Annotated in this window: 19 protein-coding genes and 2 pseudogenes; 6 read left to right on the forward strand and 15 right to left on the reverse strand. The window is 72.1% G+C overall.

The genetic code is table 11. The annotated features are described in order from the left end of the window. Nucleotides 1–23: 23 nt before the first annotated feature. Nucleotides 24–1271: a PLP-dependent transferase gene (locus ABZT04_RS12620; RefSeq protein ID WP_356055970.1), complete on the forward strand. Its 1248-nt coding sequence runs from the start codon at nt 24–26 to the stop codon at nt 1269–1271. On the opposite strand, the gene ABZT04_RS12625 is transcribed toward ABZT04_RS12620, so the two are convergent. From ABZT04_RS12625 to ABZT04_RS12640, 4 genes and pseudogenes are all read right to left on the reverse strand, one after another. Then, entirely contained in the window at nt 1240–2691 is a 1452-nt protein-coding gene (locus ABZT04_RS12625; protein WP_356055972.1) for a GNAT family N-acetyltransferase, read from the reverse strand. The two genes, ABZT04_RS12620 and ABZT04_RS12625, sit on opposite strands and share 32 nt — an antisense overlap. Before the next feature lie 519 nt (nt 2692–3210). Next, nucleotides 3211–3588: pseudogene (locus ABZT04_RS12630) on the reverse strand (SWIM zinc finger family protein); the annotation flags it as partial. A gap of 141 nt (nt 3589–3729) precedes the next feature. Further along, nucleotides 3730–5313, reverse strand: a complete 1584-nt coding sequence (locus tag ABZT04_RS12635; RefSeq protein ID WP_356055974.1) for an alkaline phosphatase D family protein — start codon at nt 5311–5313, stop codon at nt 3730–3732. 105 nt (nt 5314–5418) lie between these two features. Next, nucleotides 5419–6876: a PLP-dependent aminotransferase family protein gene (locus ABZT04_RS12640; protein ID WP_356055976.1), complete on the reverse strand. Its 1458-nt coding sequence runs from the start codon at nt 6874–6876 to the stop codon at nt 5419–5421. A 47-nt stretch (nt 6877–6923) separates the two neighbouring features. Here ABZT04_RS12640 and ABZT04_RS12645 point away from each other — a divergent pair. Continuing rightward, nucleotides 6924–7760 (forward strand): annotated as a pseudogene (locus ABZT04_RS12645) (DMT family transporter); the annotation flags it as partial. A 45-nt stretch (nt 7761–7805) separates the two neighbouring features. Here the strand turns inward: ABZT04_RS12645 and ABZT04_RS12650 are convergent. Together ABZT04_RS12650 and ABZT04_RS12655 are read right to left on the reverse strand one after the other, a co-directional pair. Next, on the reverse strand, nt 7806–8636 hold the full coding sequence (locus ABZT04_RS12650; RefSeq protein WP_356055978.1) for an alpha/beta hydrolase: 831 nt from the start codon (nt 8634–8636) through the stop codon (nt 7806–7808). A 138-nt stretch (nt 8637–8774) separates the two neighbouring features. Further along, nucleotides 8775–9428 (reverse strand): NAD(P)-binding domain-containing protein, encoded by a 654-nt coding sequence (locus ABZT04_RS12655; RefSeq protein WP_356056188.1) that lies wholly within the window; start codon nt 9426–9428, stop codon nt 8775–8777. Nucleotides 9429–9537: 109 nt separating this feature from the next. Here ABZT04_RS12655 and ABZT04_RS12660 point away from each other — a divergent pair, with 109 nt between their 5' ends. Next, complete coding sequence (locus ABZT04_RS12660) at nt 9538–10422, forward strand: RNA polymerase sigma-70 factor (RefSeq protein WP_356055980.1); 885 nt, start codon at nt 9538–9540, stop codon at nt 10420–10422. Between the two features lie 238 nt (nt 10423–10660). After that, a complete protein-coding gene (locus ABZT04_RS12665) occupies nt 10661–11422 on the forward strand; it encodes a GntR family transcriptional regulator (RefSeq protein WP_356055982.1) in 762 nt (253 codons plus the stop codon). 156 nt (nt 11423–11578) lie between these two features. Here ABZT04_RS12665 and ABZT04_RS12670 read toward each other — a convergent pair whose 3' ends face one another. The 3 genes from ABZT04_RS12670 to ABZT04_RS12680 all read right to left on the reverse strand — a co-directional run bounded on the left by ABZT04_RS12670 (nt 11579) and on the right by ABZT04_RS12680 (nt 14667). Beyond that, nucleotides 11579–12733: an ROK family transcriptional regulator gene (locus tag ABZT04_RS12670; protein WP_356055984.1), complete on the reverse strand. Its 1155-nt coding sequence runs from the start codon at nt 12731–12733 to the stop codon at nt 11579–11581. A 99-nt stretch (nt 12734–12832) separates the two neighbouring features. Then, nucleotides 12833–13495, reverse strand: a complete 663-nt coding sequence (locus ABZT04_RS12675) for a response regulator transcription factor (protein WP_356055986.1) — start codon at nt 13493–13495, stop codon at nt 12833–12835. Nucleotides 13496–13509: 14 nt separating this feature from the next. Further along, nucleotides 13510–14667 carry a histidine kinase gene (locus ABZT04_RS12680; RefSeq protein WP_356055988.1) on the reverse strand — a complete coding sequence of 386 codons (1158 nt, stop codon included), beginning with the start codon at nt 14665–14667 and terminating at the stop codon, nt 13510–13512. Nucleotides 14668–14775: 108 nt separating this feature from the next. Here ABZT04_RS12680 and ABZT04_RS12685 point away from each other — a divergent pair, with 108 nt between their 5' ends. Both ABZT04_RS12685 and ABZT04_RS12690 read left to right on the forward strand, forming a co-directional pair. Beyond that, nucleotides 14776–15696 (forward strand): ABC transporter ATP-binding protein, encoded by a 921-nt coding sequence (locus ABZT04_RS12685; RefSeq protein WP_356055990.1) that lies wholly within the window; start codon nt 14776–14778, stop codon nt 15694–15696. 2 nt (nt 15697–15698) lie between these two features. Continuing rightward, nucleotides 15699–16421: an ABC transporter permease gene (locus ABZT04_RS12690; protein ID WP_356055992.1), complete on the forward strand. Its 723-nt coding sequence runs from the start codon at nt 15699–15701 to the stop codon at nt 16419–16421. A gap of 103 nt (nt 16422–16524) precedes the next feature. On the opposite strand, the gene mug is transcribed toward ABZT04_RS12690, so the two are convergent. The 6 genes from mug to ABZT04_RS12720 all read right to left on the reverse strand — a co-directional run bounded on the left by mug (nt 16525) and on the right by ABZT04_RS12720 (nt 22165). Next, nucleotides 16525–17070: a G/U mismatch-specific DNA glycosylase gene (gene mug / locus ABZT04_RS12695; protein ID WP_356056190.1), complete on the reverse strand. Its 546-nt coding sequence runs from the start codon at nt 17068–17070 to the stop codon at nt 16525–16527. Further along, nucleotides 17067–18509: an adenylosuccinate lyase gene (gene purB, locus ABZT04_RS12700; protein WP_356055994.1), complete on the reverse strand. Its 1443-nt coding sequence runs from the start codon at nt 18507–18509 to the stop codon at nt 17067–17069. Before purB ends, mug begins: the two co-directional genes overlap by 4 nt. Nucleotides 18510–18582: 73 nt before the next feature. Next, nucleotides 18583–18924: a DUF4326 domain-containing protein gene (locus tag ABZT04_RS12705; RefSeq protein ID WP_356055996.1), complete on the reverse strand. Its 342-nt coding sequence runs from the start codon at nt 18922–18924 to the stop codon at nt 18583–18585. Between the two features lie 6 nt (nt 18925–18930). Further along, nucleotides 18931–19713, reverse strand: coding sequence for an SGNH/GDSL hydrolase family protein (locus ABZT04_RS12710; RefSeq protein ID WP_356055998.1), 783 nt, complete (start codon nt 19711–19713; stop codon nt 18931–18933). A gap of 68 nt (nt 19714–19781) precedes the next feature. Beyond that, nucleotides 19782–20795 carry a hemolysin family protein gene (locus ABZT04_RS12715; RefSeq protein WP_356056000.1) on the reverse strand — a complete coding sequence of 338 codons (1014 nt, stop codon included), beginning with the start codon at nt 20793–20795 and terminating at the stop codon, nt 19782–19784. Beyond that, complete coding sequence (locus ABZT04_RS12720; protein ID WP_356056002.1) at nt 20792–22165, reverse strand: hemolysin family protein; 1374 nt, start codon at nt 22163–22165, stop codon at nt 20792–20794. Before ABZT04_RS12720 ends, ABZT04_RS12715 begins: the two co-directional genes overlap by 4 nt. Nucleotides 22166–22228 lie beyond the last annotated feature (63 nt).

Here is a 22228-nt window from a genome sequence, read left to right on the forward strand (position 1 = left end):
GGTCAATGTTCACCCTTGAGCACATGGACTCAGTGAGCCTCCACCCCTCCCCGGCCCCGCGCGCACTGGCCACCGAAGCCGTGCACGCCGGCCGTGACGACCTCGCCCGGCAGGGCCTGCACGCCCCGCCCATCGACCTGTCGACGACCTACCCGTCGTACGACAGCCGTGGCGAGGCCGCCCGCATCGACACCTTCGCCACCACCGGCGCCGAACCCGAGGGACCGCCCGTCTACGGCCGCCTCGGCAACCCGACCGTCGCCCGCTTCGAGACCGCCCTCGCCCGCCTCGAAGGCACCGACAGCGTGGTGGCGTTCGCCAGCGGCATGGCGGCCCTCACGGCGGTGCTTCTGGCCCGCGCCTCGATCGGCTTGCGGCACGTCGTGGCCGTACGACCCCTCTACGGCTGCAGCGACCACCTCCTCACCGCCGGGTTGCTCGGCACGGAGGTGACCTGGACCGACCCGGCGGGGATCGCCGACGCGCTGCGCCCCGACACCGGGCTCGTCATGGTCGAGTCGCCGGCCAACCCGACCCTCGCGGAACTCGACCTGCGCGCCGTCGCCCACTCCTGCGGCTCGGTGCCCCTCCTCGCGGACAACACCTTCGCCACACCCGTCCTGCAACGCCCCGCCGAACACGGCGCACGGCTCGTCCTGCACAGCGCCACCAAGTACCTCGGCGGGCACGGCGACGTGATGGCGGGAGTGGTGGCCTGCGACGAGGAGTTCGCCGGGCGACTGCGGCAGATCCGCTTCGCGACCGGCGGCGTCCTCCATCCACTGGCCGGCTATCTGCTCCTGCGCGGCCTCGCGACCTTGCCGATACGGGTGCGAGCCGCCTCCGCGAACGCCGCCGAACTCGCCCGCCGCCTCACCGCCGACCCGCGCGTCGCCCGCGTCCACTACCCGCGTATCGGCGGCGCGATGATCGCCTTCGAGGTCCACGGCGACCCCCACGAGGTCATCGCGGGGGTCCGCCTGATCACTCCGGCGGTGAGCCTGGGCAGCGTCGACACCCTCATCCAACATCCGGCCTCCATCAGCCACCGGGTCGTGGACGCGGAAGACAGAAGGGGAGCGGGCGTGAGCGACCGGTTGCTGAGACTGTCGGTGGGCGTGGAGGACGTAGAGGACCTGTGGGCGGACTTGGATGGGGCGCTTGCGCCCCTCCCAAGGGGCGCGGGGAACTGCGCACCTAGCTACAGCGCACCCGCACCTATCAACAAAGCGGCAGCTTCTACGGAGCGTCGGCCCGCCCGAACTCCGTAACGTCCACAGAACTCGCCGCCGCCTCCAGTCGAGCGGTGACCACCAACGTCCCCTCCTCGATCTGATAGTCGAGCGGCAGCTCGAGCCCCCGCATCGCCGCGACCATCCCCGTGTTGGACGCCTGCGTCACGGCATACACGCTCTCGCACCCGGCCTCGACGGCCATCGCCACCAGCCGCCCCAGCAACTCGCTCCCGATCCCGCGCCGTTGCCAGTCGTCCTCGACGAGCAGCGCGACCTCCGTCTCGTCGCCGTCCCACAGGAGGTGCCCGAGTCCGACGATCCGCCCGGAGGCCGTCTGCACGGCCAGCGTCCGGCCGAAGCGCGGGGAGAGCAGGTGGTTCAGATAGCGGTCGGCGTCATCGACAGGGCCGTGGTAGCGCATGCCGAGCGTCCGTGCCGAGCACCGCTCGTGCATGTCCCGTGCCGCGTCCAGGTCGCCAGTGTCCGCGCGGCGCACGGTGATCGCGTTGCCCTCGGGCAGCGTCAGCACGTCCTGGCTGCGCGGGATGCGGGGGCCGAGCCGGGCGTCGAGTTCGACCAGCGCCCGTGCCCGGGCGAACTCGGTGGGTGTGAACGGCAGATACGGCCGCTCGATGGTGATCACGCCGCCCTCGGGCGCCCGCAGCCGCATGACGGAGTCCTCCAACGCTCCCTCCACCGGCACCGACTCCGGCTCGCGCCCCTTGCCCGCGACGGTCGCGGGCAGCGAACGGATGGTGCACCGGCCCAGCAACTGCCGCAGCGCCAGCGGCAGTTCCGCTGCGTCCAGGGCCGTCCGGGTGGCCAGGCCCAGGACACGGGTCGGCGCGTCCACCAGATCATGGGCGTCGGCCCGCTCGATCCAGGTGCCCGAACCGCCGGCCGACGACACCGCCCGGGTGATCTCGGACGCCGCGACCTCACTCGGTGCCCGCAGCAGGAACTCGTCCACCGTGCCCTCGGCCAGCGGGTGCGTCTGCAGGCTGAGGATGTCGACCTGCCGGCCTGCCAGCGCCGTGCACAACGCCGCCAGCGATCCCGGCGCGTCCCGCACCGTCGTCCGCATGCGCCACAGCGCCGCCGGCGTGGCGACGGCGCCGGGTGTCTCGGGCGACTGCTCGGACCCGGCGTCGGTCTCGGACGGGGACTGCGCCTCGGACGGCCCGGTCCGCCGCGCGTCAGCGGCCGGCCGGGCACCGGTATCGCCCGTCGGCGGCGCATGACCGTGGCGGCGTGACCACCATGTGTGGAATCCCGCGGTGGCGATCAGGGCCAGCGCGGAGATCGCCAGCAGTCCCGGGCCGTCGGGCCCGTGCCCCACCAGATCGGCGACGACGTCCGCCACCGCGACCGCCGTGAACAGCGCCGCCAGCTCCACCAGGTCCCGTCGCCAGTGGTGCACCGGACGCCCGTGCCTCGTGCGTGTCACATCAGACATGTCTCGACTCATGCGACCACTGTGAAGGAAGGGTGTTGCGTGATCACGAACGCTCTGTGACCGACCGGTAAAAGCATGGTTCTGTACCTTTTGCTGTTCTTTTTACGAGTGCGGTGCACCGGAGGTCAGCCCGGTCGCCCTACGTCATGCGGCTACCTCCGCTACCGGCGCACTGCGCAGCCGACGTGCCTGGGTGACCAGTCGGGACGAACCGGTCCGGGCCGCCGTCTGCGCCAGATGGGGCAGTTCCCCCCGCGCTCCGGACCGCTCCGCGCACTCGGCGGCCACCCCGAGCAGGTCCCCGAGCCCACGGGTCCGCGCGGGCTTGGCCTCGCCGTCGAGGCCGGCGAGCAGCGCGGCCAGGGTGTGGCGGAGGATCCCCCATATCGTTGCGTTCGCGCTGGTGGCCGCCCCGGTCCGCACCGACTCGGTGAGCCGCGACGGCTTCACGGCCCCGCCGCGCACCAGCTCCCCGTGATCCGTGCCCAGCCGCGCCACGTCCAACTGGCCACGTGCCGCGAGCGGGTTGTTCACATCGACGTTCGTCGTGCCGTGTCCCACCTCGTCGCCGTCGAGGACGTCCAGTCGCGCGTACACCCCGCCGAGGCCCGAGAAGGACTCGAAGCGCAGCCGGTCGCCGCCCGCGGTCACCACCGGGTCGAGAGAGGAGGGCAGTTGGCGCTGGTAGTACCGCGCTGACGCCACGTCGGCCACCGCCGGCAGCGCTGCCGAGGCCACCTGAGGAGATGTCAGGAAGCCCGCGAAGAAGCGCGGATGGTCGGTGACGCCCGAAGGAGTCGCACCCTGTGAGGTCTCAAGGCCCAGGCGCCGCTCACCCGCCGCCGACTCCAGCACGGAGGGTCGGCGATAGGTCACGGCCTGCAAAGATCGCGTCATGGAAAAACCGTAGAGGCCACCACTGACAATCGGCCCTGACCTGCGAAAACGCGGTCCGTGAGGGGAGGTTGGGGTGGTCTGGGACGCGCCGCGCACCGGGGGATGACGCCGGTGCGCGGCCCACGTCCGAGGGTAGTGGAGTTACTGGCCGACCCGTCCCGGCTGAAGCGTCTGCGTGAACAGCACGGTGCCGTCCGACTCCCGCAGACGCACCGTCAGTTCTCCGCTGTGGCCGTCGATGTCGACCTCGCCGAAGAACTGGTAGCCCTCGGCCGGTGACACGTTCTGCGCGGTCGGCGCCTTCACGAACACCCGCTCCGGGCCGAAGGTGTTGTCGAGGGCGCTGGCCGGGAAGGCACCCGCGTTCAGCGGACCGGAGACGAACTCCCAGAACGGCTCGAAGTCGGTGAACGCGGCCCGCGAGGGCTGGTAGTGCTGGGCGGAGGTGTGGTGCACGTCCGCCGTCAGCCACACGGTGCCGGTGATCCGCCGGTGCTTGATGTACCGCAGCAGCTCGGCGATCTGCAGTTCACGCCCCAGCGGCGCGCCGGGGTCGCCCTGCGCGACCGCCTCGATGTTGGCCTTGCCCTCGGTGGCGTCGGGCACGACCAGGCCGAGCGGCATGTCCGCGGCGATCACCTTCCACACCGCGCGCGACCGCGACAACTCCCGCTTCAGCCACTCCAGTTGCTCGTGGCCGAGGATGCCCTGCGGATCCACGGTCTGTTGGTCGGGCGAGTTGGCGTTGCGGTAGGTCCGCATGTCCAGGACGAACACGTCGAGCAGCGGCCCGTGCCGCATCACCCGCTGGACCCGGCCCTCCTCGGCGCCCGGCCGCAGCGTCGAGATCGGGAAGTACTCGCTGAAGGCGCGCCGGGCCCGCACCGCCAGGGCGTCGACGCTCTTCTCGGTGTAGCGGGTGTCGGAGGCGGCGATCACCTCGCCCGGGTACCAGTTGTTGCGGACCTCGTGGTCGTCCCACTGGATGATCGACGGGACCTGGGCGTTGAACCGCTTCAGGTTCTCGTCGAGCAGGTTGTAGCGGAAGTTGCCCCGGAACTCGGCGAGCGTCTCGGCGACCTTGGACTTCTCCTCGGTGGTGACGTTCCGGTACAGGCTGCCGTCGGGCAGGGCCTGCGTCGCCGTGATCGGGCCGTCGGCGTAGATGTTGTCACCGCTGCACACGAAGAAGTCCGGGTCCAGCTTGGCCATCGCGTCGTAGATGCGGTAACCGCCGAGGTCCGGGTTGATGCCCCAGCCCTGGCCCGCCAGGTCGCCGGACCACAGGAACCGCACACCGCGCCGCCCGGTCGGCACCGTACGGAACGTGCCGGTGACCGGCTCGCCGGTACGGCGCGGGTCGTCGGGGTCGGCGAGCAGCACGCGGTAGTGGATCTGCTGTCCCGAGGGCAGCCCGCGCAGCCGGGTGGTGCCGGTGAAGTCCGTGTCCGCGCCGAGCAGCGGGCCGTGCCACCGGTGCGGGTTGCGGAACGGCTCGGTGGCCGAGGTCTCCACGATCATCCGGGCCGGGCGGTCCGAACGCACCCACACCAGGCCGGAGTCGGAGGTCACGTCCCCCGCCTGCACACCCCAGCCCGCCTTCGGACGCCCCGACAGGGCGAAGGCCGGCGCGGCCCCGAGGGCGGTGGGCAGGGTCAGCGCCGCCGACGCGGCAAGGGAGCCGCGCAGGACGCTGCGGCGGGCGGGGAACGGGCGATGCGACATGGGGATGCGCCTCCACGGACGGGATGCGGTCAGGGTGCACTGCCACAACTACTGGTGCGCCGCAGCGCACACGGAAACCACGGATGAACAACGAACGCGACGAGATCAGCGCCCGCGCGGGTGCATGGCGCCGGCCATCAGGCGTATCCCCGCACGGATCCGCGCGGGGGACAGATGCGCGTACCCCAGGACCAGCCGTACGACCGCGTCGTCCGCACGCGCGTGTGCGTAGGCGGTGAGCGGACGCACCGCGACACCGGCGGAGGCCGCGCGGTCGAGGAAGTCCTCCTGGGGGCCGTACTTCCCGGGCAGTTCGGCGATGACGTGCAGTCCCGCGGCGATCCCGGTCACCTCCGCTCCGGGGAAGTGCTCCTCCAGGGCGGCCACGAGGGTGTCGCGGCGCTGCCGGTAGGCGCGCTGGCAGCGCCGCAACTGGCGGTCGTAGTCGCCGCGTTCCAGGAAGCGGGCGAACAGCGCCTGGTCGAGGGTCGGATGGCCGAGGTCCATGGTCCGCTTCCGCTCGACGACCTCGTCCGCCAGCGACTCCGGCACCAGGAGCCAGCCGAGCCGCAGCCCCGGGGCGAGGGACTTGCTGACTGAGCCCGCATAGGCGACACGCTCCGGGTCGAGGCCCTGGAGGGCGCCCACGGGTGCCCGGTCGTAGCGGAAGTCGCCGTCGTAGTCGTCCTCGAAGACCAGACCGTCCACCGACCGCGCCCAGTCCAGGAGTTGGGCCCGCCGCCGCGCGGAGTAGGCGATGCCCGTGGGGAACTGGTGGGCGGGCGTCGTCACCACGGCCCGCACGCCGGAGGCCCGCAGCGGCCCGAGGGCCAGGCCCTCCTCGTCCAGGGGCAGCGGTACGGTGCCGACGCCCACCGAGGCGTACAGGGCGTCGTGCTGGGGGCTGCCCGGGTCCTCGACGCCGACGATGCGCATCCCGCGCGCGTGGAGCACGAATCCGAGCAGAGTCGTCGCCTGCGCCACCCCGGAGACCACGACGAGCCGCTCCGGGTCGGCGACCACACCCCGGCGGCGCGCGAGGAGTTCCGCGAGGGCCGTACGCAAGCGGGGCAGTCCGCGCGGATCGGGATACCCGAGCACGTCATGGGGCGACTCCGCCAGCACACCGCGCTGCGCGGCGGCCCAGGCGGCGCGCGGGAACAGCGACAGGTCCGGTGTCCCGGCCACGAAGTCGGCCCGGGCGCCGGGGGAGCGCGGCGCGAGGTCACGCGCGCGTGGCCGCGCCGCCCGCACGGCACCGCTCACCCAGGTGCCCGCGCCCCGCCCGCTGCGCAGATACCCCTCCGCCGCCAACTGCTCGTACGCCTCGGTGACCAGCCCCCGTGACACCCCGAGGTCGGCCGCCAGGTCCCGGCTCGACGGCAGCCGGGTGTCCGGCGCCAGCCGCCCCGTACGCACCGCCTCGCGCAGCGCCGCCTGAAGCGAGCGCCCACGCGCGCGTGCCGGTGCCGAGGCGGCCGGAAGGAGCAGTTCCCACGCGGCGGAACCCGTCAGATCCTCCGGTTCGCTCGTTCCCTCCGGATTGGTCCGCGATGACGTCATGGAAGTGGACCTTAATCCGGACCGCCGCGCTCCCTAGCGTCGCTGCCATGACCGCCACCACCGCGCGCGGCACCTCGCTCGCCGCCTTCGCCTGCGTCCTCGTCGGCGCGTCCTTCACGGCCAACAGCGTCCTGGGCCACTACCCGTACGCGGGCGGCCAGTTCCTGCGCTACGGCCTCGCCTGTCTGCTGCTGCTCCCGTTCACCGGCCGGGGTGCGGGGGCCCGGCTCCGCGCGCTGAGGCCCTGCCAGTGGGCCCGTCTCGCGCTGCTCGCGGCCGTCGGCATGGTCGGCTTCAACCTGGCCGTCATCGCCGCGGAACGCGGCGCCGAACCGGCCGTCCCCGGTGTCTTCGTGGGCTGCGCCCCTGTGGCCGTCGCGGTCATCGTGCCCCTCCTGGAGGGACGCCGTCCGCGCCGGATCGTGCTCTACGGGGCGTCGCTCGTCGCCGTCGGCGCGTTCACGGTCCAGGGGTGGGGCCGCACGGACGGCGCCGGAATCGCCTTCTCCGGGTGCGCGCTCGCGGGGGAGGTCGGCTTCGCCGTGCTCGCGGTTCCGGTGCTGCGCCCGCTGGGACCACGGCTGTTGGCGGCCACGGTGTGCGGTGTCGCCGCGATCGAGGCGGCGACGACCGGGCTGCTCCTCGACGGCTCGGGCCGGCTGCGGCGACCGGACGGTACCGAGGCCGCCGCGCTGCTGTGGCAGGCGGCGGTCGTCACGGTCGTCGGCTTCGTGTGCTGGTACATGGGCCTGCAACGGATCGGCGCGGAGCGCGCCACGCTCTTCTCCGGCCTCATCCCGGTCGCGGCCGCCGCCACCGCACCGCTCGTCGGAACGGGCTCCTACGGGGCCGTCCAGGCCGTCGGCAGTGCCCTCGTCGGCGCCGGAGTCGCCCTGGGATCCGGCGCGTTGTCGCTGCTGTCGCGCCGGTCAGCGGCTGCCGTCGAGGATGACGCGTGCGACCAGCGCCGGGTCGTCGTTCATCGGGCAGTGCCCGCAGCCGGGCAGCCGCACCAGCCGGGAGTGGGGTATCAACCGCTTGGCGCGGACGCCCTGGCGGCGCAGCAGCAGCCGGTCCTGGGTGCCCCACGCCACGGTGACCGGGATACCGGGGAGGTCGTCGGTGAACTGCACGGTCGTACCGGTCCTGAGGGTGTCGTCGAACCCGGTGGCGTTGACCAGCGCGAGCGTCTCGGCGACCACGGCCTCGGGTGAACGGCGGCCCGGGCGGGCGTAGATGGTGCTGGTGAGGGCGGTACGGCCGGCCGCCGTGCGGGCCAGCCGCTCGACCAGCGGGAGCGGCATGCCGCGGGCGATCCGCCGCATGGTGAACAGCACACCGAAGGCGTAGCGACGCTCGGCCTGCGACCAGAACCCGGCCGGGGACAGGGCCGTGACGGACCGTACGACCTTCTCGCGGCCCAGCTCCAGGGCCATCAGCCCGCCGAGCGAGTTGCCCGCCACATGCGGACGCTCCAGCCCCAGCGCCTCGCAGAAGGCCCGGAACACGGCGGCCGTCGAGGGCAGGTCGTACGACAGCCCCTCCGGCAGCGCGGGCGAGGCGCCGAACCCGGGCAGGTCCACGGCGATCACGTCGCGCTCGGTGGCGAGGATGTCCACCACCGGGTCCCAGGCCTGCCGGTGGTGGCCTATGCCGTGCAGCAGGAGCAGTGGTTCGCCGCTGCCCACGCGCGCGTAGGACACGGTCACGGTCCGCGGGCCGTGCGGGGTGGGAACCGGGAAGGAGACGGTGGCGGACATGGGGGTGCTCCTCTTCTGGGACGCGCTGACGGACGCTGTTGAGGCCGTGTAGACAGCTTGTCAGCAATTGCTACCGACCGGTAGCCCCGGGTGTCATGGACATCGTGCCCCTACGGCTCCGCGCGCCTCCCGCACCCCTCAACGCGCCCTGCGCACCTCGAGGTTGAACTCTCCGTGCCCGATGTTCCGGAACAGGTCCAGCCACAGCGGCAGGAACATCTCCACCGCACGCGCCGACTCGATGCCGCCCAGGTCCAGCACCCGGTGCGTGGGCCAGCCGAACTCCCCGAGCAGGGCCGTCACCTGCGCCTTGGCCGCCGCGTCCGCCCCGGACACGAACACCTGGTGCTCGCCCGGCACCAGCGAAGGCTCCACCATCACCCGGCAGTTGACGGTGTTGAGGGACTTCACCACGCGCGCGTGCGGGAAGGCACGCTGGATCTGCTCGCCCACACTGTCCGACTCCACGGGCGACAGCCTGAGCCGCCCGTCCTCGAACGCCATGGGGTTGGAGACATCGAGAACGACCTTGCCGTCGAGGTGCTCCGCCCCAGCCGCCTCCAACGCGGCGAGCGCCACCCGGCCGCCCACGGCGTTCACGATCACCTCACCCGCCGCTGCCGCCTCCGCGAACGTGCTGGTACGCGCACCGGCACCCGCGCCCTCGGCCCACTTCACGGCGGCCGGATTGTCCTTCGTGCGCGAGCCCAGGGTCACCTCGTGCCCCAACTCGACCAGCCTGCCGCCCAGCGTGCGGCCCACCTCGCCCGTACCCAGCACCGCATACCGCATGGTCACCTCCGGAAAGAGTGGCCGGACACCTCCGGCCCGCGACCGATTCTGCTCCGGGACACACGGGTTTCTCCTAGACAGGGCCGCACGCGTCGCATGGGATGAGACGGTGACCACCGAAACCCCGACCGATGTCTTCGAAGAACACCGCCCCGTCCTCATGGGCGTCGCCTACCGCATGCTCGGGCGGGTGGCCGACGCCGAGGACGTGGTCCAGGAGGCCTGGCTGCGCTGGTCCGCAGCCGACCGCGGCCAGGTCCGCGAACCACGTGCCTACCTGGTGCGCGTCACCACCCGCCTCGCGATCGACCGGTTGCGGCAGGTCAAGGCGCGCGGCGAGGCCTATGTCGGCCCCTGGCTGCCCGAGCCGTACGTCACCGACTTCGGGGACGCCGTCGAGGACACCGCGGAGCGGGCCGTGCTCGCCGACTCCGTCTCCCTCGCCGTACTCGTCGTCCTGGAGTCGCTCTCGCCCCTGGAACGCGCTGTGTTCGTCCTCAGGGAGGCCTTCGGCTACCCGTATGCCGAGATCGCGTCGATGCTGGACCGCGGTGAGCCCGCGGTGCGCCAACTCGCCGGACGGGCTCGCAGGCACGTCGACGAACGGCGCCCGCGCTACGAGGTCGACCCGGCCCAGCGCCGCGATCTGACCGAGCGGTTCCTCGCCGCGGCGGCAGAGGGCGACCTGGCCGGCTTGATGGAACTGCTCGCCCCGGACGTCCGACTGGTGGGCGACAGCGGCGGCAAGGCCAAGGCGCCGCTGCGAATCCTGGAGAGCGCCGACAACGTGGGCCGCTTCCTGGTCGCCGTCGCCGGCAAGGGCATCCCGGAGATCTCGTTCCGCTTCCTTGAGCTGAACGGCGGACCGGCGGCCCTGGTCCTTTCGGGTGATGCGCCCGACAGCGTTTTCCAGGTGGACGTTCTCGACGGACGCATCCGTTCCGTCTACATCGTCCGCAATCCCGACAAGCTCCGCTCACTGGCTTCCGCTTAGCCATCCCCGGACAAGGCCCCCGTTTCGTGACGGGGGCTTTGCCGGCGTGTCACCAAGCGGGCCGAGCGCCAACGCTTCATGAACGCTTCCGGGCAACCGCTCTCTGTGTTGCCTGTGGGATCGAGGATTGGTCTTGACCAAGGGTGTGGGCCGTCCTATGGTCGCTGATAAGTGAAACAACCTTTAATAAACAAGGGCGCTAAAACGCCGCCGGACCACGGCGATTGCGGAGGACAGGGTGGGGACCACGCAGTTGGAATCGGTGCCGGAGCCGAAGTACTGGCATCTCAAGACCGTGCTCAGTGAGGCACTGGACTCCGAGTTCTCCGTGGGCGAGATCCTGCCCAACGAGCGAGACCTGGCCGCCCGCTTCGGCGTCGCCCGGGCCACGCTCCGGCAGGCTCTGGAACAACTCGAACTGGAAGGCCGGCTCCAGCGCCGCCGCGGCGTCGGTACGACCGTCGCGCCGCCGCGCGTGGGTGTCGCCGTCGGCACCGAGCAGCAGGTCTGGCCGGGCGCCGCGGAGGACGCCTGGCAGCCCGTCGACTGTGTGCCGGCGGCTCCGCCGGCGGCCGTCGCGGGCATCCTGGAGACCGGTTCCGAGGAACCGGTGCACGTCGTGCGGCGCTCCCGGGTGAGCCACGGGCAGCCGGTCGCCGCGGAGTTGCTCTACATCCCGGAGTCGTCGGTGCCCGACCTCTCCGCGATCGACACTCCGTCCGCGACGGCACGCGCGCGTGCTGTGCTGCGCGAACTCCAGCGTCTCGAGCTGGAGGGCCAGGACCGCGCCGTAGAGCTCGGCTCGGCTCGCGCGGACGACGCCAAGGAACTGGACCGCCTCCCCGGGGCGCCGGTTCTGGTCGTCACGACCCGGTTCTTCGCCGAGGGCCGCACCGCCGCGGTCTCCGTCGCGACCTACCGCGCGGACACCTGCCGGCTGACCTTCGCCGACTCGGGCGGCGTCGAAATACACCACGGCCCGGAGCGCCAGGCCTCCTGACCACGATCGCTGCTCGTCCTTCGCGCCCCGGGAACTCCACCCGGGGCGCGACGATTTGGCGCATTAAGGGGCGCGCGGCCCTATCGATGTGCGGCTCCGCCGCATGGGCGCGCCCAGCCACGACGGCGCCGCGCCCGACGCACGCCCCCCGCCGAGCTAGCGCCGCGTGACCGTGCCCTCCACCGCGAACAACTGCTCCTCGACATGGTCCAGGGCCAACCGCAGTGCCCCCGTCGCCACGGCCGCCTCGCCGAGCAGCGACAGCGCCACCTTCGGCGGACGCAGGCAGTAGCGCGCCAACTCCCGCCGCAGCGGCTCCAGTACACCGTCCAGACCGGCCGCCCAGCCGCCCACGACGACCAGCTCCGGGTCGAGGGCCAGGACCAGCGCCGCCACGTCGTGCACCAGGCGCTGTATGAAACGGTCGACGGCCGCGCGGGCCCGCTGGTCGCCGTCGCGGGCCAGCGCGAAGACCTCCGCGACCGCCTGCTCGTCCAACGGGTGCAGCGGCTCGTCCGTGGTGGACAGCAGTGTCTCCGGAGTCACGTCCCGGCCCAGCAGATGCAGTGCGCCGATCTCACCGGCCGCCCCGCGATACCCCCGGTGCAGCCGCCCGCCGATCAGCGAACCGGCGCCCGGGCTCAGCCCCGCAAGCACCATCACCATGTCGTCGGACTCGGTGGCGGCGCCCTTCCAATGCTCGGCCACCGCCGCCGCGTTGGCGTCGTTCTCGACCAGCACCGGGCACTTGAAGGAGCGGCTCAGCCGCTCGCCCAGGTGCAGTCCCGTCCACTGGGGCAGCGCGGTGCCCAGCCGTACGGTGCCGTCCGCCTCGACGATGCCCGGCGTGGCGACGCCCACCGCGCGCAGGGAGCCGCGGGCGACCCCGGCCCGGCGCAGCAGTTCGGCGACCGCGGTCCGCAGCCGCTCGAGGCGCTCGTCCGCCGTGGCCGTCTCGTCGACGTCCTTGGCGATGGCGCCGAGCACCCGGCCGTCCAGGTCGGCGAGGAGCACGGCGACACGATGTGCGCCGATCTCCAGCCCGAGCAGATGCCCGGCCTCGGCCCGGAACCGGAACCGCCGCGCGGGCCGCCCCTGCCGCCGTACAACGCTCTCGTCGGCGGCCTTCTCGACGACCAGCCCGGCCTCGATCAGCCCCTCGACGACACCTTCGACGGTCGGCCGGGACAGCCCGGTGACCCGGGTGATCTCCGTCAGCGTGGCGCAGTCCGTGGCACGCAGTGCGTGCAACACCACCGCGGAGTTGATCCTCCGCAGCAGCGAGGGGTCCCCGCCGGTCAGCCCCGCCAAGGTCTGTCCTCCCAGCTCGTGCGCGTGTTGGGCGGATCGTACTCGGCGCGGCGGACCCCGGCGAGTGCCGGGCACCCCGGGCCCACCCGCCCCGCCCGTTCACCCGGGCGCCACGAACCCCGACTCGTACGCCGCGATCACCGCCTGCGTACGGTCCCGCGCCCCCAGCTTCGTCAGCACGGCGCTCACATGCGACTTCACCGTCTCGGTCCCGACGACCAGCCGACCGGCGATCTCCGCGTTCGACAACCCCCTGGCCATCAGCCGCAACACCTCGGCCTCACGCTCGGTCAGCCGGGCCCGCTCCATCACCGCGCGCGCCGCCCGGTTCCCGCCGTCGTCGCCGTACTCCGCGGCCAACTGCCGTACGGACGCCGGGAACAGCAGCGACTCGCCCTCGGCCACCAGCCGTACCGCGTGCACGATCTCGGCCGGCCGGGCCCGCTTCAGCAGGAAGCCGTCGGCGCCGGCCCGCAGCGCCTCGTAGACGTACTCATCGTTCTCGAAGGTCGTGATGACCAGGATCTTCGGCGGATCGTCGACCGTCCGCAGCACCGCGCGCGTGGCCTCGATGCCGTCCAGGAGCGGCATCCGTACGTCCATGGCGACCACGTCCGGCCGCAGCCGCCGCACCAGCGGGATCACCGCCGCCCCGTCGGCCGCCTCTCCGACCACCTCGATGTCCGGCTGCGCCTCCAGCACGGCCCGCAGACCCGCGCGTACGAGTGGTTCGTCATCGACCAGGAGAACGGTGACCGGCATCCGGCCAGCCTAGATCAGCCCAGCGGCAGCTCGGCGTGCACCTGCCAGTCACCCTCGTCGGGCCCCGTATGCGCGCGGCCCCCGAGCAGCGCGGCCCGCTCCCGTATGCCCCGCAGCCCACTGCCCCGCCCGGGGCCGGATATCGCCGCCGTCAGCGGATTGCGGACCTCCAGATCGAGAGTTCCGTCCGCGACCTCGATACGGACCCGGACCGGCACGGACCCCGCGTGCCGCAGCACATTGGTCAGCGCCTCCTGCAGAATCCGGTACCCCTCCCGGGAGACCGGTCCCGGCACCGTCGCCAACGGCCCGGTCACCTCCGCGTCGACCTTCGCCCCTGAGACCCGCGCGGACTCAAACAGCCGGTCGGCGTCGACCAGCGTCGGCCGACTGCTCACCGGCCGCTCCGCCTCGCGCAGCACGCCCAGCACCCGCTCCAGGTCCTCCAGCGCGGCCCGGCCGGTCTCCTCGATGGCACCCAGGGCGCGCTCGGTGAACTCCGGGTCTCCCGCCGCCCGGGCGGCACCGGCCTGCACCACCGCCACCGTCAGCGCGTGCCCGATGGAGTCGTGCAACTCCCGCGCGATGCGATTGCGTTCCAGCAACTGCTCGGTGCGCTCCTCCAGGGCGGCGAGCTGCTCCGCGCGCGAGGGACCGAGCAACTTCCGCGCCAGCGACGTGGCCAACCTGCCGAGACCGACCACGGCCGCGTACAGGGCGATCAGGGGCAGGGGCACCAGCAGCGCGTACCAGCCGTGCGGCGCCGCCTCCTTGAGCAGCCATACGTCGTCGTGGGGCACGCGCCCGCGTGCGGCCTCGATCAGCTGGAAGGCGATGATCGGCAGCCAGACGCAGGCGAACGAGGTCGCCCAGCCCAGCGCCATCCGGGCCTCCAGCCACAGCACGATGCGGCCCCGGTCCCGCCAGGTCGCCGACCGTGCCACCGAGATCCCCGAGTCCTGCTCGCCCGGCGTCAGCAGCAACTGCGCCTGCACGCCTTCCCCGATCCGGACGGCCGGGATCAGACCGACCGGGATCAGCATGAGCGCGGGTGCGTACGGGGTCTCCGGACTGATTAAGATCCACACGCTGGTGAGCAGCATCGGCACCCAGAGGTGCAACAGACGTGTGTACGTCGTCCCCCGGAGCAGCGGGCGCAGGAAGCGGGCCATTCCGACATCGTGACAGCCGGCACCGACAATCGGCCTCCCCCGGGCGGGGGAGACGATCTCCACCGGCGGGGGAGGAGCCAACTCCCTTGAACGGCCAGGCTGTTGGTCATGACCAGCATCGACGTACGAGACCTCACCAAGGAGTACGGCACCCGGCGGGCCGTGGACCACGTCACCTTCGACGTCCGGCCCGGCAAGGTCACCGGCTTCCTAGGCCCCAACGGCGCCGGGAAGTCCACCACCATGCGCCTCGTCCTCGGCCTCGACCGGCCCACCTCCGGAACCGCCACCATCGGAGGCCGCCCCTACGCCGCGCTCACCGAGCCGCTGCGCCACGTGGGCGCCCTGCTGGACGCGCAGGCCGCCCACGGCTCCCGCACCGGCCGCGACCATCTGCGCGCCCTGGCGGCGAGCAACCGCATCCCGGCCGCCCGGGCCGACGCGATGCTGGAGGAGACGGGACTCGCGTCGGTCGCGCGGCGCCGGGTGAAGACGTACTCCCTGGGCATGCGCCAGCGGCTGGGCATCGCCGGTGCCCTCCTGGGTGATCCCGAAGTCATCCTGCTGGACGAGCCGTCGAACGGACTCGACCCCGAAGGCATCGTCTGGATCCGGGAGTTGCTGCGCCGGCTGGCTTCGGAGGGGCGCACGGTGCTGGTCTCCAGCCACCTGATGAACGAGACCGCCTCCTTCGCCGACCACCTCGTGGTCCTCGGGCGCGGACGACTCCTGGCCGACACTCCGATGCGGGAGTTCATCGACGCGCGCGTGCAACCCCACGTACGCATCCGTACGACGGACACCGGCGCCCTCAAGAGCGCGCTCGCCCGGCACGGCCACGACGCCGTGGAGCACGAGGACGGGCATTGGGCCGTGGCGCACGCGCGCGTGGAGGAGATCGGCGCCCTGCTGTCCGCGGCGGGCGTACCGATCCTCGAACTGGCGCCCGCCGAGGGCACGTTGGAGCAGGCCTACCTCGATCTGACGGCCACCGAGACCGAGTTCACCGCACCCCACCAGGAGGCCTGACCATGACGTTCGCACCCGTCTTCCACTCCGAGTGGATCAAGATCCGTACCCTGCGCTCGCTGCTGGCGGCCCTCGCCACGATCCTCGCGGTGACTGCGCTCTTCTCCGCTCTCGCCTCGTCCGACTCCGGCGGCGAGGACTTCGACCCGCTCTTCTCGATCTTCTTCGGTGTGAGCTTCGGCCAGATCGCGGCGATCGCCTTCGGCACCGCCGCAGTGTCCTCCGAGTTCCACGGCGGAGCGCTACGGCTGTCGCTGGCCGCGGTGCCGCACCGGGGGCGCTGGTTCGCGGCGAAGGCGACGGCGATCGCCGTACCCGTGCTGGCCGTCGGCCTGGTCACCGGGATCGTGACGCTGCTGGTGGGCAGGGCGGTGCTCGGCGCCGAGGCCGACGGACTCGGCTGGGCGGAGCAGATCCGCGGTGTGATCGCCTGTGCCGTCTACCTCACGCTGATGGCACTGTTCGCGGCCGGACTCACGGCATTGCTGCGCAGCGGTACGGCGACGCTGAGCATCCTCATCCCGTTCCTGCTGATCGTGTCCTTCGTGGTCGGTGACATGTCGAACGACATCGCGGACCTGCTGCCGGACCGGGCCGGTCAGGTGGCGCTGCACGCGACCTGGGACGGCGCGATGGGCCCCTGGACCGGGCTCGCGGTGACCGCGCTGTGGACGGCGGCCGCGCTGGCGGCGGGGGCGTGGAGCGTACGGCGCCGGGACGCCTGACCGCGTCCAGCCTCGGGCGCTCCGCCCATTGTCAGTGGTGAGCGGTTCACTGGATCACATGGACATCGCGAAGCGCACCAGGACCAGGACCCACCGTGACCCGCTAGCCGCGGGCGGCCTCCCGCAGCCGGCCGAACTCCTCGGCCATCGTCGCCGCCGTCCAATGGGCGTTCAAGCCGCTCGGATTGGGCAGCACCCACACCCGCGTGTCCCCGAACGTCCGCTCCTGCGGCCCCACTTGGGCCCGGCGGTCGTCAAAAGCGGTCCGGTAGGCGGTGACCCCCAGCACGGCCAGCCAGCGCGGCTTCCACCCCGTCAGCTTCGAAGCGAGCACCTGTCCGCCCTCGCGGTACTCCTCGGCACTCAGCTCGTCGGCCCGGGCCGACGCCCGCGCCACCACGTTGGTGATGCCGAGCCCGTACGACAGCAACTCACCCTGCTCCGCGGGTTTCATGAGCCTCGGCGTGAAGCCGGACAGGTGCAGCACCGGCCAGAAGCGGTTGCCGGGGCGGGCGAAGTGGTGGCCCGTGGCCGCGGTCATCAGCCCCGGGTTGATGCCGCAGAAGAGCACGGAGAGGCCGTCCGCGACGACGTCCGGTACGAGACGGTCGCGGGCGGCCTCCAACTCGGCCTGGGTGAAGCGGGTCAGAGGATCGCCCCCGGGGTGTATCCCGCGGCCTCCGGGTGCTGCTTCGCGATCTCCTCGACACGGGCGACCGCGGCGGCGACCTGGTCGGCGGCGGCACCTGTGAAGGACAGCTTGTCGGCCATCAGGGCGTCCAACTGGGCGCGGTCGAGCGGGATGCGCTCGTCGGCGGCGAGCTTGTCCAGCAACTCGTTGCGCTCGGCGCCCTGTTCACGCATCGCGAGGGCGGAGGCGACGGCGTTCTCCTTGATCGCCTCGTGCGCGACCTCACGTCCGACACCGGCGCGAACGGCGGCCATCAGCACCTTGGTCGTCGCCAGGAACGGGAGATAGCGGTCCAGCTCACGCGCCACGACCGCCGGGAACGCGCCGAACTCGTCGAGCACGGTCAGGAACGTCTCCAGCAGACCGTCGAGCGCGAAGAACGCGTCGGGCAGCGCGACCCGGCGCACCACCGAGCAGGACACGTCGCCCTCGTTCCACTGGTCGCCCGCCAGCTCGCCGGTCATCGACGCGTAGCCGCGCAGGATGACCATCAGGCCGTTGACGCGCTCGCAGGAGCGGGTGTTCATCTTGTGCGGCATCGCGGAGGAGCCGACCTGGCCCGGCTTGAAGCCCTCGGTGACCAGCTCGTGGCCGGCCATCAGCCGGATGGTCTTCGCGAGCGACGAGGGCGCCGCCGCGACCTGCACCAGCGCGGTGACGACCTCGTAGTCCAGCGAGCGCGGGTACACCTGGCCGACCGAGGTGAACGCCTGCGCGAAGCCGAGGTGGGAGGCGATCCGCTGCTCCAGCTCCGCGAGCTTCGCCGCGTCACCGCCGAGCAGGTCCAGCATGTCCTGAGCCGTGCCCACCGGGCCCTTGATGCCCCGCAGCGGGTAGCGGCCGAGCAGCTCCTCGACCCGGCCGTACGCCACGAGCAGCTCGTCGGCGGCGGTCGCGAAGCGCTTGCCGAGGGTGGTGGCCTGCGCGGCCACGTTGTGCGAGCGGCCGGCCATGACCAGCTCGCCGTACTCACCGGCCAGCTTGCCGAGCCGGGCCAGGACGGCCACCGTACGGTCGCGCATCAGCTCCAGGGAGAGCCGGATCTGCAACTGCTCGACGTTCTCCGTCAGATCCCGGGACGTCATGCCCTTGTGCACCTGCTCGTGCCCGGCGAGGTCGTTGAACTCCTCGATCCGCGCCTTCACATCGTGCCGCGTGACCTTCTCACGCTCGGCGATAGAGGCGAGGTCGACGGTGTCCAGCACCCGCTCGTAGTCGGCGATCGCCGCGTCCGGCACCTCGATCCCGAGGTCCTTCTGGGCCCGCAGCACAGCGAGCCAGAGCTGCCGCTCCAGCCTCACCTTCTGCTCGGGCGACCAGAGCGTGGCGAGCTCGGCGGAGGCGTAGCGTCCGGCGAGGACGTTCGGGATGCGGGGCTTGGCGGGAGCGGAAGTCACGTGTACGGATTCTACTGGCGATTCGTGCAGGCCAGCGCCACAGCCCTCTTCGTCGAAAGCTACGAGACCTCCGTCACGCGCCCGAATCCGCGAGCTCGGCCAGCACCCCCGCGTGACACGACAACGGCGCACACCAGCACCCCAGCGTCCGTCCGCGCAGCGCGGGCACCAGGGCCAGCAGGTCGGGGCGGGCCAGGAGATACGTCCGGTACTTCGCCATCACCTCCGCGCGTGTGCCGTCCCGGTGGCGCGTGGGGGTGTCGTAGGCGAAGGGGTTGTAGAGCGGGTGGCGGGGGAGGTCCCAGCCGCCGAGGGTCCAGCGGCGGCCGACGTAGAGGATGTCCTCGGGGGCGCGTTCCAGGCGGGGGCCGAAGTCGTGGAGCCGGCCCCTGACGTTGATCACCCGGGTGGTCATGGGGAGTTAGGCCGCAGGGCCCTCGTACGGCAGCAGGTCCGGGCGCTTGGGCGAGAGGCCGTCGCCCGAGGAGCGGCCGGTGAGGCGGCGGGCTATCCAGGGGAGCAGGTACTGGTGGGTGAAGCGGGCGTCGGCGATGCGGCGGGCGGTCCAGTTCAGGGGCGGGGTCGGCGGCATCGGGGTGTGCCACTCCGTGTCCTCCGCGTCGTAGCCGAGGGTCTGCCAGACCGCCTCGGCGACCCGGCGGTGGCCCTCGTCCGTGAGGTGCAGGCGGTCCACGTCCCACATGCGCTGGTCGGCGAGCGAGGGGGCGCCGTACAGGTCCACGACCAGGGCGCCGTGCCGCTCGGCGAGGTCGTCGACGCACGCGAAGAGTTCCTCCATGCGCGGCCGGAAGCGCTGCTGGACCGGGCCCTCGCGGCCCGGGCTGCGCATCAGGACCAGTTGTTTGCAGGCGGGAGCGAGGCGCTCGACGGCCTCCTCCAGCAGCCCGCGCACCCGGCCCATGTCGACCTTCGGGCGCAGGGTGTCGTTGAGGCCGCCGACCAGCGTGATCACATCGGGCTGCATGGCGGCGGCCAGGCCGACCTGCTCGTCGACGATCTGCGCGATCAGCTTGCCGCGCACGGCGAGGTTGGCGTACCGGAAGCCGGGCGTCCGGGCGGCCATCCGCCCGGCGAGGAGGTCGGCCCAGCCCCGGTAGGAGCCGTCCGGGAGCAGGTCCGACATGCCCTCGGTGAAGGAGTCGCCGATCGCGACCAGGCTGGTGTGCGTGGGATTCGTCTGCATGGCGACAGAGATGGTAACCCGCACCCATACCCGCCGGTAGGTCGGCCTCCACGGTCACCGGGCCGGGCTCACGCCCGCTGCCCGAACAGCTCCCGCAGCACGTCCTCCATCGTCACAAGGCCGGTCAGCCGCCCCTCCTCGTCGAGCACCGCCGCGAGATGCGTACGACTGCTGCGCATCGCGGTGAGGACGTCGTCCAGCGGGGTGCTCTCCCGCACGTTCGCGATCGGGCGCATGTCCTCCACCCTGAACGGCTCGTCGCGCGGTGAGGCGTCCAGGGCGTCCTTCACATGGAGGTAGCCGATGATGCGGCGCTCGGCGTCCACCACCGGGAAGCGGGAGAAGCCGGACTCGGCCGACAGCACCTCCAACTCGGCCGGTGTGACGCCCGCGACCACGTACTCGACGCGTTCGAGGGGCAGCACCACGTCCCGTACCGGTCTGCTGCCCAGCTCCAGTGCGTCGTTCAGCCGCTCGCGGGCCCGTTCGTCGATGAGGCCCGCCTCACCGGAGTCCCGGACGATCCGGGCGAGTTCGGCGTCCGAGAAGGTCGCCGTGACCTCGTCCTTGACGTCGACCCGCAGCAGCTTGAGCAGCGTGCTGGCGAACGCGTTGACCGTGAAGATCACCGGGCGCAGCGCCCGCGACAGCGTCACCAGCGGCGGTCCCAGCAGCAGCGCGCTGCGCACCGGCTCGGCCAGGGCGATGTTCTTCGGCACCATCTCGCCGAGCAGCATGTGCAGATAGGTCGCCGCGGTCAGCGCGATCACGAAGGACACCGCGTGCCCCGCGCTCTCCGGCACGCCGACCGCGTGGAACACCGGCTCCAGCAGATGCGCGATCGCCGGCTCGGCGACGATGCCCAGCACCAGCGTGCACAGCGTGATGCCGAGCTGGGCCGCGGCCATCAGCGCCGAGACGTGCTGGAGACCCCACAGCACGCTCTTGGCGCGCCGGTCGCCCTGTTCGGCGTGCGGTTCGATCTGGCTGCGGCGCACCGAGATCAACGCGAACTCGGCGGCCACGAAGAAGGCGTTGACGACCAGCGTCGCCAACCCGATCAGCAGTTGTACGGCGGTCACAGTTCCCCCTTCGCAGAGCCGGAGCCGGAGCCGGAATCGGATCCGGTGTCGATGCCCGTCCCGGTGTCGCGCGGCGCGTGCAGCAGCAACCGCGCGGCCCTGCGCCCGGACGCGTCCACCACGTCGATCCGCCACCCGGCGACCTCGACGGTGTCCCCGACCTCCGGGATCCGACCCAGCTCGGTGGCGACCAGACCGGCCAGCGTCTCGTACGGCCCCTCGGGCGCCCGCAGCCCGACGCGCGCGAGCTGGTCCATGCGGGCGGCGCCGTCCGCCGAGAACAGCGTGCGGCCCTCGTCGTCCTTCCCGGCCGGGGCCAGATCGGGCGTCTCGTGCGGATCGTGCTCGTCCCGCACCTCTCCTACGACCTCCTCGACGATGTCCTCCAGGGTCGCGACCCCCGCCGTACCGCCGTACTCGTCGATGACCACGGCCATCGTGCGCTTGCCGGAGAGCCGGTCCAGGAGGCGGTCCACGGTGAGGGACTCCGGGACGAGGAGGGGTTCGCGTATCACCTCGGAGAGCGGGAAGCGGGCCCGGTGGTCGGCGGGTACCGCCAGGACGTCCTTGATGTGCACGGTGCCGACGACGTCGTCCAGGCTGCCGCGGTAGACCGGGAACCGGGACAGCCCGGTCGCCCGGGTCGCGTTGGCCACGTCCTCGCAGGTCGCCTGGGCGTCGAGGGCGACGACCTGGACGCGGGGCGTCATCACGTTCTCCGCGGTGAGGTCGGCGAGGTTCAGGGTGCGGACGAACAGCTCGGCCGTGTCCGGCTCCAGGGCGCCCTCCTTGGCGGAGTGCCGGGCCAGCGCGGCCAGCTCCTGCGGCCCGCGCGCGGAGGCCAGCTCCTCGGCCGGCTCCAGGCCGAAGGCGCGCACCACATGGTTGGCCGTGTTGTTCAGATGGCTGATGAAGGGGCGGAAGGCGGCACTGAACCAGCGCTGCGCGTTGCCCACCCGTCTGGCCACGCCGAGCGGCGAGGAGATCGCCCAGTTCTTCGGCACCAGCTCGCCGACGACCATCAGGAACACCGTCGACAGCGCCGTACCCAGCACCAGCGCGAGGGACTTCGACGCGGAGTGCGAGATGCCCAGCGACTCGAGCGGACCCGCGATGAGCGCGGCGATCGACGGCTCGGAGAGCATGCCGACGACCAGGTTGGTGACGGTGATGCCGAGCTGCGCGCCGGAGAGCTGGAAGGTCAGATTCCGTACGGCTTTCAGGGCACCCGCGGCGCCCCGCTCGCCGCGCTCCACCGCGCGCTCCAGCTCGCCGCGCTCGACGGTGGTCAGCGAGAACTCGGCCGCGACGAAGGCACCGCAGAGGAGCGAGAGCAGGATCGCCACCAGCAGCAGAAGCACTTCGGTCATCGGGTCACCTCCGTCCCATGATCGGGCAGGGCAGGGAGGATCGCGCGATGTCGCTTACTGGGA

The organism is Streptomyces sp. NPDC005492 (assembly GCF_040605995.1).
In the GTDB taxonomy this organism is placed as follows: domain Bacteria; phylum Actinomycetota; class Actinomycetes; order Streptomycetales; family Streptomycetaceae; genus Streptomyces.